Source organism: Bacteroides sp. GD17 (genome assembly GCF_038448625.1).
In the GTDB taxonomy this organism is placed as follows: domain Bacteria; phylum Bacteroidota; class Bacteroidia; order Bacteroidales; family Bacteroidaceae; genus Bacteroides.
Genome location: NZ_JBCEZS010000019.1, coordinates 74,048 through 86,906 on the forward strand (window position 1 = coordinate 74,048; position 12,859 = coordinate 86,906).

The 12,859-nt window shown below is 46.6% G+C and carries 11 protein-coding genes and 1 tRNA gene; 11 read left to right on the top strand and 1 reads right to left on the bottom strand.

From position 1 onward, the window contains the following. Nucleotides 1–26: 26 nt before the first annotated feature. Genes AAE250_RS21595 through AAE250_RS21605 form a run of 3 tightly spaced genes read left to right on the top strand, consistent with a single transcriptional unit; the run spans nucleotide 27 to nucleotide 6,755 of the window. Nucleotides 27–3,311, top strand: coding sequence for a hypothetical protein (locus AAE250_RS21595; protein ID WP_294602557.1), 3,285 nt, complete (start codon nucleotides 27–29; stop codon nucleotides 3,309–3,311). 14 nt (nucleotides 3,312–3,325) lie between these two features. Then, nucleotides 3,326–6,322 (top strand): DUF6443 domain-containing protein, encoded by a 2,997-nt coding sequence (locus tag AAE250_RS21600; protein WP_294602553.1) that lies wholly within the window; start codon nucleotides 3,326–3,328, stop codon nucleotides 6,320–6,322. Nucleotides 6,323–6,332: 10 nt separating this feature from the next. After that, the gene (locus AAE250_RS21605; protein WP_294602550.1) at nucleotides 6,333–6,755 is read left to right on the top strand and encodes a hypothetical protein; all 423 of its coding nucleotides are present in this window, start codon (nucleotides 6,333–6,335) and stop codon (nucleotides 6,753–6,755) included. 309 nt (nucleotides 6,756–7,064) lie between these two features. Here the strand turns inward: AAE250_RS21605 and AAE250_RS21610 are convergent, their stop codons facing one another. Next, nucleotides 7,065–7,463 carry a ribosomal maturation YjgA family protein gene (locus tag AAE250_RS21610; protein WP_294602547.1) on the bottom strand — a complete coding sequence of 133 codons (399 nt, stop codon included), beginning with the start codon at nucleotides 7,461–7,463 and terminating at the stop codon, nucleotides 7,065–7,067. Between the two features lie 154 nt (nucleotides 7,464–7,617). On the opposite strand from AAE250_RS21610, the gene AAE250_RS21615 reads away from it, so the two are divergent. The 8 genes from AAE250_RS21615 (at nucleotide 7,618) to AAE250_RS21650 (ending at nucleotide 12,675) form a co-directional block, all read left to right on the top strand. Then, nucleotides 7,618–8,205, top strand: a complete 588-nt coding sequence (locus AAE250_RS21615) for an LOG family protein (RefSeq protein ID WP_294602647.1) — start codon at nucleotides 7,618–7,620, stop codon at nucleotides 8,203–8,205. Continuing rightward, a complete protein-coding gene (locus tag AAE250_RS21620) occupies nucleotides 8,202–8,933 on the top strand; it encodes a DUF4271 domain-containing protein (protein ID WP_294602545.1) in 732 nt (243 codons plus the stop codon). Before AAE250_RS21615 ends, AAE250_RS21620 begins: the two co-directional genes overlap by 4 nt. Nucleotides 8,934–8,937: 4 nt before the next feature. After that, complete coding sequence (locus tag AAE250_RS21625) at nucleotides 8,938–9,690, top strand: uroporphyrinogen-III synthase (protein ID WP_294602543.1); 753 nt, start codon at nucleotides 8,938–8,940, stop codon at nucleotides 9,688–9,690. A 175-nt stretch (nucleotides 9,691–9,865) separates the two neighbouring features. Beyond that, nucleotides 9,866–10,267: a ribonuclease P protein component gene (rnpA, locus tag AAE250_RS21630; RefSeq protein WP_294602542.1), complete on the top strand. Its 402-nt coding sequence runs from the start codon at nucleotides 9,866–9,868 to the stop codon at nucleotides 10,265–10,267. Beyond that, nucleotides 10,264–10,485 carry a membrane protein insertion efficiency factor YidD gene (gene yidD / locus AAE250_RS21635; protein WP_294602539.1) on the top strand — a complete coding sequence of 74 codons (222 nt, stop codon included), beginning with the start codon at nucleotides 10,264–10,266 and terminating at the stop codon, nucleotides 10,483–10,485. The genes rnpA and yidD overlap by 4 nt, the downstream gene beginning before the upstream one ends. After that, a complete protein-coding gene (locus AAE250_RS21640) occupies nucleotides 10,482–11,114 on the top strand; it encodes a TatD family hydrolase (RefSeq protein ID WP_294602536.1) in 633 nt (210 codons plus the stop codon). The genes yidD and AAE250_RS21640 overlap by 4 nt, the downstream gene beginning before the upstream one ends. A gap of 105 nt (nucleotides 11,115–11,219) precedes the next feature. Continuing rightward, on the top strand, nucleotides 11,220–12,512 hold the full coding sequence (gene tyrS / locus AAE250_RS21645) for a tyrosine--tRNA ligase (RefSeq protein ID WP_294602534.1): 1,293 nt from the start codon (nucleotides 11,220–11,222) through the stop codon (nucleotides 12,510–12,512). A 92-nt stretch (nucleotides 12,513–12,604) separates the two neighbouring features. Beyond that, nucleotides 12,605–12,675: transfer RNA gene (locus AAE250_RS21650), tRNA-Gln, on the top strand. The last annotated feature ends 184 nt before the right edge of the window (nucleotides 12,676–12,859 follow it).

Sequence of the window (12,859 nt, forward strand, 5' to 3'; positions counted from 1 at the left end):
ATCAAACATTTAATACAAAGATATTTATGAAAAAGATATTCATTCTATTTCTATTGACCCATATTATTGCATGTATCACCGCAAGCGCCCAAGAAAGCCCTGTCGATATCATCCGTTCTCCACAAGTGGCGGACATGATAAGATACGACAATACCCCCGTTGCCCTCAATTCCGGCCGCCTCGACCTCAATATCCCCCTGTTGACACTGGAAGATCCTGACTTCAGTTTTCCGGTAACAGCCAGCTACAATTCAGCCGGCTTCATGCCTACCAAGCCCGAGAGCTCTATTGGTCTGAACTGGTCCTTGTCAATGGGAGGTGCCATCTACCGCGAAGTGCGGGGCATGGCGGACGATCTTGAGGGAGATGCCAACCTGCGAGGTTTCTTACATCTGCTGAAAGACAAGAAAAGCTATAATCCACAATCCGTAGCTTCCAATCCGTCTCAGTACCTCAACTTCATTACGGGTCCTGCCTTCAAGGACACCAAGATAGAAGCTACTCCCGACCTCTACCGTTTTTGTTTCGGAAACTATTCGGGAGCCTTCTCCATCGGATATGATGGAACGGTTCAAGTGATTTCCGAAAAGGGAGGCACCCTGAAGGTGGACTTGTCCGGCTATGAATACTTCACGGCCGCCGACAAAAATACCACTATAAAGATCACTGCCGACAATGGCTACCAATACTGGTTCGGAGGTTCGAAGGATAATATGGAATATTCCATCCGATATACCAACTCTCTTGGAAATACCTCGGGAATAGTCTACCCCAGTGCCTTCTTCTTATATAAAGTAGTGGCTCCCAACGGGCGTTCGCTGGACATCAGTTACAAAAAGATACCGGCCTTTTACAACAACGACCCGATGCGAATCATGGATGAACAAGCTTACTCGAACGATTTAAAGAATTACACCACCAACTTCTCCTTCACGGGTCTGCTGAGCTTGAACAGTTACGTAGGAAATGTCGTGCAAACGTCCGGTGGCTTTGCCTTGCACAGCGGGCAGACTGCTGCCTTCAACTACACGCTCACCAAAATAGCCTTGATAGACGAGGTGACATGCGGCGCACAGAAGATGAAGTTCTATTACTCTCCGCGTACCGCCGGAAAGGAGCGTTTCAAGAATGTAGCGTTCACCCTGTCATCCCGTTGCGGAGCGATGCTCGACTCCATCAACCTGCAATACCAGAACAAGCCCATCCAACGGGTGAAACTCCAATATTCCTACCAAGGAGGAACTTATCCCGCCTTCTTCATGACGCAGCTGGTAATGCCGGATAGCGGAACCTATAGTTTTGACTACAACAATGTAGGCACGCTGCCCAATCCGATGAAAGCCAATACAGACTATTGGAACTTCCTGCGCAGCCGAAGCGAAATAGTCAGCCAGATACCGGATATCACGATTTACACTAACAACGACTATAAATATACCACAAACGTTCGTGAACCCAATGCCGAATTGTGTGATGTTGCCTTGCTGAAGACCCTTACCTATCCCACGGGTGGACGTGCCGATATTTCTTATGAAGCACACAGTTATGCCAAAAAAGTGGACCGCACTGCTGCCACTGCCTTCAAACCCACACTGCTGAACCAGACGGCTGACATGACTGCCGGAGGCGCCCGGGTGAAGGGGATTGCTTACTACGACAATCAGGGTTCATCCAAACGCGTTGCCTACGAATATACCAATTCGAAAACAGATACACGCAGCTCGGGCACTCTGTACTATTATCCCAAGTATTTCGATATTCAGAAGTATGCCGTGATATATCAAGGCTCCCAGGTAATCTTGCAACCATTTGCCCAGCCTGCCGCCAACTATTGCAACATCGGATTGAACATCTCGTCTTACGAACAAGACCACGTGCGCTACAGTACAGTGCGCGAAGTGACAGTGGAAGAAACCACCGGCGGAAACCGAAACATATCTTTCTCGGTAGCGCACTCCTCTTCTGTCTTGACGAAGCTTGCCACCGTGAGCATAAAGAAAGGTGTAGGCTACTGGGATATTTCGGGTCTGAAGACCGGAGGAGATGGAACCATCTATCTGAAGCAGAACGGAGTTACCAAAAAGACATTGACTATTGCAGAAACCAACACGCTGAGATACGTCCCGGATGTGGCCGACGGAGAATATGACATCTATGGTATAAAGACCGGAGTCTATGGATTCCTCATCAAGATATATGCCCCCGAAGTGCACAAAGGATTCTACAAGGAAACTCGTTTTACGGACTATTCAACCCATCCCGACAATTTCCTTGACGACAAGGTGTACTGTGAGGCAAGCGGGCACACCCTGACCGACTACGAGACCAACTATGGGCGCCTGTCGCAGGATCGCTCGAAAGAACGTGGCCTTATCCTTTCGGAAAACTGCTACAACGAAACTGCCGGCAAATTGACCGAAAGTACCAGCTACACTTATGTAAGTCCCGGTATACAACCTGCCCGATATACCTACAGTGTAAATTCATACGGGGGCTTTATGCAGCAACTGAACAAAACCTACTATTACCCGATTCTGCTTCAACAAAGAACTCACAGTCGGTATGGTACAAGCGGCAGTTCCAGCCCCGTAGTCCAAGCAGAGACTTATACTTATAACAGTGATGGTTACCCCAGCGAGGCCAGTACCACTAACTCTGCCCAGCAAACAGTGAAGCACAAGTACACTTATCCTGCAGACTATCCTGCGGAAACGGTTTATAGTACAATGCTCACCAAGAACATGCGTGCTCCACGTATTCTGGACGAAACCTACGTAAGCGGCACGCTGACCGGAAAGGTACGCAATACCTACGTCTTGTCGGGCTCATTGCCGGTAGTGGGCAGCATTGAGAAAAGTCGTGGTACGGCAGCACTTACCCCACGCATCAGCTTTGGCTATAGTGGCAACCAGCAGGGAAGGCAAAGCAGCGTAACGTATCGTGACGGCCGGAAAGAAGCCTATCTATGGTCGTACGGTTATCGCCATATTGTGGCAAAGATTGAAGGACTGACGTATGACGAAGTGAAGAACGTTCTGGGAGAGTCTCTCATTACGAGCCTTGCCTCCAACCTGGCACCGGCAGAGAGTACCGTAGAACAAATCCGAACCAAACTATTAGCCAATACCGGCGTCAGTTCGCGTGTTCTAATTACCACTTATCTCTACAAGCCACTGGTAGGCTTGATTCAGCAAATAATGCCCAACGGAGAAAAAACGAGCTACGTTTATAATGCCAATAACCTGCTCCATGTAGTGCGTGACTACGACGGGAAAGACGTGGAACAGTATGATTATAACTACAAACATTAAAAACATCAGAGGATATGAAACGAATCTATTTATTATTGATATTCATGTTTGCCTACTCGGCCATAACCCTGGGACAAGTGTCTACAGAGAGTTATATCCGCACACGCACCATGTTGAAAAATGACGGGAAATCGTATACCGACGGAATCATATATTATGACGGTCTGGGACGCCCGATGCAGACAGTACAGAAGCATACAAAGAATGGGAATCCTGACGGGAAAATCCTTGCTACACTACAAGAATACGATGCGGCCGGCAGAGAATCCAATACTTGGCTGCCTATTGTAGCCTCTTCCGACTTTACCGGTTCCTTGACCTTCAAAAGCAGTGCGCCCGGCAATTACGAAAACGATATCAACCCTTATTCCAAGCAGATTTACGAATCTTCACCATTGAAGCGTATCGTAGAGCAGTATGGCCCCGGACAAGCCTGGCATGCTGGACATCCGATAGCAACGACCTATACCACCAATCTTACATCTGCGCCTTACAATTGTATCAACTACAGTGTAAGCAGCACGGGTACACTGACCAATGGCGGTCCCTATATGGCCAATCAACTCTATGTGACGCAGACTACGGACGAAGACGGTAACAATAGTTACACATTCGTAGACAAACAAGATCGTACCCTGCTCGAACGTCACATGAAAGGCAGCGAAACACACGATACCTACTATGTGTACGACAGTAGCAACCGTCTTTGTTTCGTGCTCCAACCGATGTACCAAAGCTCCGCCAATTTGGACTTGTATGCCTTTCAATATAAGTATGACACGAATGATAATTGCATCTGGAAAAAAGAGCCGGGAACACAGTACGTCGAATACGTATACGACACTCGCGACCGTCTGGCCTTCTCGCAGGATGGTAATCAGCGTGCTGCCGGCAACAAGTGGACTTTTTACGAGTACGACTACCTGAACCGGCTGACACGTCAGGGAGAATGCACCAACAAGACGGTGAATGCCAGTTCAACGGTGCACATCGTCAATTATTACGATGCTTATACATTTATCGGGCAGACCGGCTTCGACAACAGTTTTCCTACCGGTGATACTAGATATGGCAAAGGCCATCCTACGGGTAGCATCCTATCGGTACTGAACAGTAACGACAAGATATATACCGCCTACTTTTACGACATCAAGGGACGCGTAACCATGAATACCCGTAGCAACCTGCTTGGAGGACGTAATGTGACCACCATCACCTACACCTTTACAAACAAGCCTGCAACAGTATCGATGGTGCATACCGCTTCCGGAAAGACTACAAGAGAGGAAGTATACACCTACAGCTACGACTATGCTGACAGGGTGAGCAAGGTGGAGCATACATTGGGAGGCAGCAAGATAACCCTCTACGACTGCGATTACGACAAATTCGGGCGATTGTACACCAAGTCGCTGCATGGTTCGGCAACTAACAAACTGACGTACGCCTACAACCTCCGCAGTTGGCTGACCGGTATCACCGCTACCCGCTTTACTCAGAACTTGTACTACAATACAGGCGTCGGTACAGCGAAGTACAACGGCAACATCAGCAGTACCACCTGGAAAGCCGGCAACGAAACCACCCTCCGCGGCTACAAGTTCACTTACGACGGATTAAGCCGTCTGCTGAACGCCACTTACGGGGAAACTGCAAGCATCAGTACGAATGCCAATCGCTTCTCCGAAAATGTCACTGCCTACGACAAGAACGGCAACATCACGAAGTTGCAGCGTTACGGTCAGACCGGCGCCAGTGCCTTCGGCCTGATTGACGATCTGACCTATACCCTAAGCGGCAACCAATTGAACCGTGTGGACGATGCCGTGACGGCAACTGCCTACAACAGCGGTTTCGAGTTCAAGGATAAAGTGAAACAAGCCGGAGAGTATGCTTACGATGCCAACGGCAATTTAACCAAAGATTTAAACAAGGGAATTACCGGTATTCAATATAATGTATTAAATTTGCCCAGTGTAGTCACGTTCGGTGACGGCAGCATCACCTATACTTATGCAGCAGACGGCACCAAGCTCCGCACCGTGCACAGGACAGGCAGTACTAGCATCACCACCGACTACTGCGGAAATGTGATCTATGAAAATGGTACAGCCAAACAATTGCTGACGGAAGAGGGGTATGTCTCTTTGAGCGATAATAAATATCATTATTACTTGAAAGATCATCAGGGCAACAACCGTGTAGTAATCAATAGTGCCGGTACTCCTGAGGAAACAAACCACTACTACCCCTTCGGCGGTGTATTCGCAAATGCCGGCAATGCCCAGCCTTACAAGTATAACGGCAAAGAGCTTGATGCAAAGAAGGGGTTGAACTGGTATGATTACGGGGCAAGACATTATGATGCGGCAGTGGGAAGGTTTATGACGGTGGATCCGCTGGCGGAGAAGTATTATCCGACGAGTCCGTATACTTATTGTGCTAATAATCCGGTAAGGTTCATAGATACCGATGGGAAAAAAATTGTTGATACTAATGGTAACATTATATATACCAAAGACAACGGTTGGACTCCAAATGCATCTCAGGATGCTGTAAGAATCGGTAATGCGATGATGCAAACTCGTACTGGTACAACACAGTTTAATAAAATGGTTGATACAGATTATGATATAACGTTAAGTATTAGCCCAGAGAGCAAAATTGAAAGTAATAATGGTAAAAGCAAGTATAGGCTGGGAACTTCTAAAAAACACTTTACCAATGGCAAATTGAGCTCTGTCGATATCATAATCTTTGAAGGTACATTAGACAAGTATATTTACGCTAAGACTTCTAAGGCTAAAAAATATAGAGTATCAATCCAAAGTAATGATGAAGCGATAGGGGCAATTGCTACACATGAATCAGTTCATGTAACAGATGAGCAGAACATAAAAGATAGCAAAGAAAATGATGAAAAAGGAACATTTAATGATGTTGAAAGGACTCCAATAGAGGCTGAAATGAATGTATTACGTGAATTATTCAATCAACATAATCTATTTTAGAAGAATGCATATGATGAAATTTATAATAGTATTATTCGTATTAACGATCTCAACGGAAAGTAATCTATTCGCGCAAGATTTGAAAGATGAAGAGATAAAAAAATTTCTTGTTAGTGTCGGTGAAATGCAAGAAGAAGACAGATGTTCTTATTATGCTTATGAATTATTAGACTCGGATACGATAAAGAGTTCTGATAGTTGTGGAATATACCGGATAGGAGTACACGGATCTCATAGTTATACCTATCTACTATTATTGGACAAACAGAAAAAGACCTTTTTGGATTGCCATACTAATTTGTATCAAACATTGAGTTCTGCATTTTCTTTCTTCGATAATTGCAGTTGTCAATTTACTGACTCTGAAAAGCTTTCTTATATAAGAAAAATTATGGATATTTATAACCGAAATGAAACAGCTGTCCCTTGGTAACAATTTTCCTCTAATATAGATTGAATATTCAAGAAAGATTCTATTTTGTAGCTATCCTAACATCAGATATCCCATATCTTGCATGTTAGGATAGCTTTTTGTCATATAACAGTCATGCCATTTCTAATGTTATAAGTATCCTCCGTGCCGGGCTACACCCTTTTTTGCAGATGGCTACACCATCGCATAGAAAGGGTGTAGCCATCCGAGGTAAAAGGTGTAGCCTTGTGAAATGTACCCTACGAATGCTTCTGACGGGGATAATAGCGGCATGCATAGAATCTGTGCTCCTTTGTCCGTGTCTTGTTTTTATACTGCTTCATCCGAAGAAGAAAAGGAAGCGCAAGAATCTACGGCGGCAGATAAAGCTACCCCGACAGTATAACATAACATATCCGACCATAAAAAGCCATGCCCGAAGATCAATGCTCCAAGCGTAGTGTTTCGTATAGCGTTCGCCCAATCGGCCTGGTATAATTGGCTGATTTCTATGCAATAAGAAAACAGTAGGGAGATTGCGGCCGCTTTGAGTATGGATGCCGAAGGGAAAAGAAAGCGTAATCCCAAATAGACCATAGCTGCCCAAAGCGTATCGCCGGCATACTCTGCAATAAACTCAGGCAATGCATCGCCATACTTCCGGGAAGCAAGCCCTGCCAATATGATGACGAAAGTGACGGCTAAGTAAATCCAACGTTTGTATTTCACATCATGATGTTTTAAGTCCATCGCAAATTTATGAAAAATTGACAGGTATAAGTGAGAAGGGGGATTTTTTCTTTAGTATTCCTGTATGAGGATATGTTTTATCCCCGAAATCATGTACCTTTGCACGCATATTTATAAGGTATAGAGCAAGATGATGAATAAGATAAATTCCGTATGCGTGTATAGTGCTTCGAGCACAAAGATCGATCCCGTTTATGTGGATGCTGCCCGTGAGTTGGGCACTTTGTTGGGGCAGAAACAGATCCGGCTGATAAACGGGGCAGGAAATATGGGACTGATGTCCGCTGTTGCCGATGCCGCCCTCGAAGCGGGGGGAGAGGTGACCGGTGTGATCCCTCATTTCATGATAGAGCAGGGGTGGCACCACACGGGCCTCACCAAACTCGTTGAAGTGGAAAGCATGCACGAGCGGAAGAAGATGATGGCCGACCTGAGCGATGCCATCATTGCCCTGCCCGGCGGATGTGGCACGCTGGAAGAACTGCTGGAGGTCATCACCTGGAAGCAGCTGGGACTTTATCTCAACCCGATCGTCATTCTGAATACCAAAGGCTATTACAACCCCTTGCTCGATATGCTTCGCCGGGCGGTGGACGAGAACTTTATGCGCGAGCAGCATGGTGCCATCTGGCACGTGGCGCAGACGCCGCAGGAGGCAATAGACCTGATACACACCATCCCTCTGTGGGATGCTTCCATCCGTAAATTTGCTGCAATATGATGACCCTGTTGATGGTTTGGGCAGTGACGGGAACGGAAGGAATCCCGCTTCCTTATTCTCCGCGTATGGACGACGGCATCACCGTGGTTCTGCTGTGCTGCTTCTTTCTGTCGGCCTATGTCTTGTCGCGCAGCCGCAAGTTCCTGTTGCAACTGGTGAAGGATTTTCTGCTGCATCGTGAGCGTACCAGCATCTTTGCAACCTCTACAGCTGCGGATATGCGCTATTTATTGCTGCTGACGCTGCAGACCTGTGTACTTGGCGGCGTTTGCCTCTTCAATTACTTCAACGATATCCGGCCGGAGTTGGTGCATCACGTGCCTCCGTTTGTCCTGCTGGGCATATATATAGGCATCTGCCTGCTCTATTTGTTCCTGAAATGGCTGCTCTACTCCTTTCTGGGTTGGATTTTTTTTGACGAAAGTACTACTTCTCTCTGGATTGAGTCTTATTGGACCCTACTCTATTACCTCGGATTCGCACTTTTCCCGTTTGCTCTGTTCATTGTTTATTTTGATTTGAACTTGTATTTAACGATAATAATTGGATTGATTTTGCTCTTTTTTACTAAAATATTGATGCTATATAAGTGGTTAAAGCTTTTTTGTAACAATTTATATGGCAGTTTGCTTTTAATTTTATACTTTTGTGCCCTTGAAATCATACCTTGTTTCATACTGTATCAAGCTATGATGCAACTAAACGATTATTTGATAATAAAATTTTAGGACGTTGAAAATTAAGAAAGTACTTGTGTCGCAGCCGAAACCGGCATCAGAGAAATCTCCTTACTACGACATCGCCGAGAAGTACGGTGTGAAAATAGATTTTCGCCCGTTTATCAAAGTGGAGAGCCTTTCAGCGAAAGAGTTCAGACAGCAGAAAGTTTCAATCTTGGATCATACCGCTGTCATTTTCACTTCGCGTCATGCTATCGACCATTTTTTCCATCTATGTACAGAGTTGCGTGTGACGATTCCCGAAACCATGAAGTATTTCTGCGTGACGGAAGCCGTTGCTTTGTATATCCAGAAGTATGTGCAATACCGCAAGCGTAAGATCTTCTTCGGGAATACCGGAAAAATAGATGATTTGCTGCCTTCTATCGTAAAGCATAAGACTGAGAAGTACTTGGTGCCGATGTCGGATGTACATTCAGACGATATCAAGAACTTGTTGGACAAGAACAAGATCCAACATACGGAGGCTGTTATGTACCGCACTGTCAGCAATGATTTCAGTGCCGATGAAGTATTCGACTATGATATGCTGGTGTTCTTCAGCCCGTCCGGAGTTACTTCCTTGAAGAAGAATTTCCCGGATTTCGACCAGAAAGAGATCAAGATCGGTACCTTCGGATCTACCACTGCGCAGGCTGTTCGTGATGCCGGACTTCGTCTGGACTTGGAAGCTCCCAGCGTGCAGGCGCCCTCTATGACGGCAGCGCTCGATATGTTTATTAAGGAGAACAATAAAGGAAAATAACGAAAAAGTTATAAGTTGTGAGTTATAAGTTATTGGTTTGTAACTTGTAGCTGTAACAGCAAACTGATAGATTACGAGCTACAAGTGGTTGTGCTTTTATGCCGCCGGGCACTTGTAGCTCGTTTTTTATAGCAAATCACTCATAACTTATCACTCATAACTAAACTCATAACTCATGCCCAATACCCTGCGTAAGGCCGAAAGGCTGGATAAGAAGAAAGTGATTGAGAAGATGTTTGCGGGCGGTTCGCGTTCGTTTGCAGTCTTCCCTTTGCGCGTGGTATATTTGCCGGTGGAGGAGTTGGAGGCGCCTGTTTCTATCCTTATCAGTGTTTCGAAGCGCCGTTTCAAGCGGGCAGTGAAACGTAATCGTGTAAAGCGCCAGATACGGGAGGCTTATCGTGTAAACAAACACGCGCTCCTGGATGTGCTGGCAGAAAAGCAATGCCGGCTGGCCGTTGCTTTTATCTATCTCTCGGATCAGTTGGTAGAGTCCTCGGTTATCGAAGACCGGATGAAGACTGCTTTGGCGCGCATTGCCGAAAAGGTGACGGCGCAGGATGCTCCGGAGTCATGAAAAGACTGCTTTCATATCTGCTGCTACTTCCTATTTACTTCTATCAGAGGTGTATCTCACCCATGCTTTCCCCGTCGTGCCGGTTTACTCCTACTTGCTCGCAATATGCGGTGGAGGCTATCAAGAAACATGGACCTTTCAAAGGGCTTTGCCTGGCGGTGAAGCGTATACTGCGCTGCCATCCCTGGGGAGGCTCAGGATATGATCCCGTTCCATGAAGATGCCCGTCGACATACATACCCATCAGTTGCCGCAAGTGCCCGGAGAGGCGATTGTGAACTGCTATCCCGAAATGTTTTCCCCGCAGGAAGGCGGATGGTATTCGGTGGGGATACATCCGTGGTATATTGCTGCGTCGGATGATAAGAAAAACTGCCTCGAAGTGTTAGTACGCCATCCTCAGGTCTTGGCCGTAGGAGAAGCAGGGCTTGATAAACTGGCGGATGCTCCTATGGACTTGCAGCTTGAAGTATTCGAATTCCAGGCTCGCCTGGCCGAAGAAGTAGAGAAACCCTTGGTGATTCACCTGGTGAAAGCCGCCGACGAACTGCTGAAGTTACGGCGTACATTGCGCCCTGCAATGCCGTGGGTCATTCATGGCTTCCGCGGCAAGGCAGCTTTGGCAGAAGACTATCTGCGGCATGGCTTTTACCTTTCTTTCGGAGAGAAATACCAGGCAGAAGCACTTCTGACCACCCCTGCCGACCGTCTGTTCATCGAGACGGACGAGAGCACCGTTCCCATCAAAGAACTCTATGCGCGGGCTGCCGCACTGCGCGGAATATCTCCGGAGGAAATGCGTGAGATAGTGTCGGGAAACATCAGTAAAGTCTTTTTTAAACGATAAGAGTTGTTTCTTCGAATAAAGAGTCGTATTTTTGCGCCGGTTAATATAAACCAAACAATTAATAGATAATCATTTAAATAATTACTTAGATAATCTGATCATTCGATGAATTTTGTAGAAGAATTAAGATGGCGTGGCATGCTCCACGATATGATGCCGGGTACGGAAGAGCTTCTGGCTAAGGAACAAGTGACTGCATACATTGGTTTTGACCCTACTGCGGACTCTTTACACATCGGCCACCTTTGCAGTGTGATGATTTTGCGTCATTTCCAGCGTTGCGGACACAAGCCGTTGGCACTGATCGGCGGTGCTACGGGTATGATTGGCGACCCTTCGGGCAAATCGGCCGAACGTAACCTGCTTACCGAAGAAACCTTGCAGCACAATATGGACGGCATGAAGGCGCAGCTATCCAAGTTCCTGGACTTTGATTCGGATGCCCCCAACCGTGCCGAGTTGGTGAACAACTATGATTGGATGAAAGACTTCACCTTCCTTGACTTTGCCCGCGAAGTAGGCAAGCACATCACCGTGAACTACATGATGGCAAAGGATTCTGTAAAGAAGCGTCTGAACGGCGAGGCACGCGACGGTCTTTCTTTCACGGAGTTCACTTACCAGCTGTTGCAGGGTTACGACTTCCTTCATCTGTACGAAACCAAAGGCTGCAAGCTCCAGATGGGTGGCAGCGACCAGTGGGGTAACATCACCACCGGTTCCGAATTGATTCGCCGTACCAATGGCGGTGAGGCTTTTGCCTTGACCTGCCCGCTGATTACGAAAGCCGATGGCGGTAAGTTCGGTAAGACGGAGTCCGGTAACATCTGGCTCGATCCGCGCTATACTTCTCCTTATAAATTCTATCAATTCTGGCTGAACGTGAGCGATGCCGATGCAGCCCGTTACATCAAGATATTCACAGCGCTCTCCCGCGAAGAAATCGAAGCGCTGACTGCCGAGCACGAAGCGGCTCCCCACTTGCGTGTTCTTCAGAAGCGCCTGGCTCAGGAGGTGACTATCATGGTTCACTCCGAAGAAGATTACAATGCAGCTGTAGATGCTTCCAATATACTGTTCGGCAATGCTACTTCCGACGCTTTGAAGAAGTTGGACGAAGACACGTTGCTGGCTGTTTTCGAAGGTGTTCCGCAGTTCGAAGTTTCCCGTGATGCCTTGGCTGCCGGTGTGAAGGCAGTAGATCTTTTCGTTGACAATGCAGCTGTCTTTGCCTCCAAAGGCGAGATGCGCAAGCTGGTGCAAGGTGGCGGCGTTTCTTTGAATAAAGAGAAACTTGCCGCTTTCGATCAGGTGATTACTACTGCCGACTTGCTGGACGAAAAGTACCTTCTGGTGCAGCGTGGCAAGAAGAATTATTACTTGATTATCGCCAAATAATACAGAGATAGGAAAAAATAGTCCCGAAATATTTGGATATTTCGGGACATAGCTCTATCTTTGCACCGCTTTTTAACAGAAAGCCCCATGTTTGGACTATGGTGTAATGGTAGCACAACAGGTTTTGGTTCTGTTTGTCCAAGTTCGAATCTTGGTAGTCCAACAATGAAAAGTCCTTGTCGAGTTCTCGGCAAGGACTTTTTTATTCCCTTCCTTTTGCTAAATTCATTCACAAATCCTGGATCAACGTAAAACCCTGAGGGATTTTCCTATTATGCATATAACTTAGTTAATCTGTACAAGAAGAATGCTTTATCCTTTACGCCCCTGAACTGCGCTCTAAAAGC

Coding starts and splice junctions, on each gene's coding strand:
- AAE250_RS21595 (WP_294602557.1), top strand. CDS start 27: ATGAAAAAGATATTCATTCTATTTCTATTGACCCATATTATTGCATGT.
- AAE250_RS21600 (WP_294602553.1), top strand. CDS start 3,326: ATGAAACGAATCTATTTATTATTGATATTCATGTTTGCCTACTCGGCC.
- AAE250_RS21605 (WP_294602550.1), top strand. CDS start 6,333: ATGATGAAATTTATAATAGTATTATTCGTATTAACGATCTCAACGGAA.
- AAE250_RS21615 (WP_294602647.1), top strand. CDS start 7,618: ATGAATAAGATAAATTCCGTATGCGTGTATAGTGCTTCGAGCACAAAG.
- AAE250_RS21620 (WP_294602545.1), top strand. CDS start 8,202: ATGATGACCCTGTTGATGGTTTGGGCAGTGACGGGAACGGAAGGAATC.
- rnpA (WP_294602542.1), top strand. CDS start 9,866: ATGCCCAATACCCTGCGTAAGGCCGAAAGGCTGGATAAGAAGAAAGTG.
- yidD (WP_294602539.1), top strand. CDS start 10,264: ATGAAAAGACTGCTTTCATATCTGCTGCTACTTCCTATTTACTTCTAT.
- AAE250_RS21640 (WP_294602536.1), top strand. CDS start 10,482: ATGAAGATGCCCGTCGACATACATACCCATCAGTTGCCGCAAGTGCCC.
- tyrS (WP_294602534.1), top strand. CDS start 11,220: ATGAATTTTGTAGAAGAATTAAGATGGCGTGGCATGCTCCACGATATG.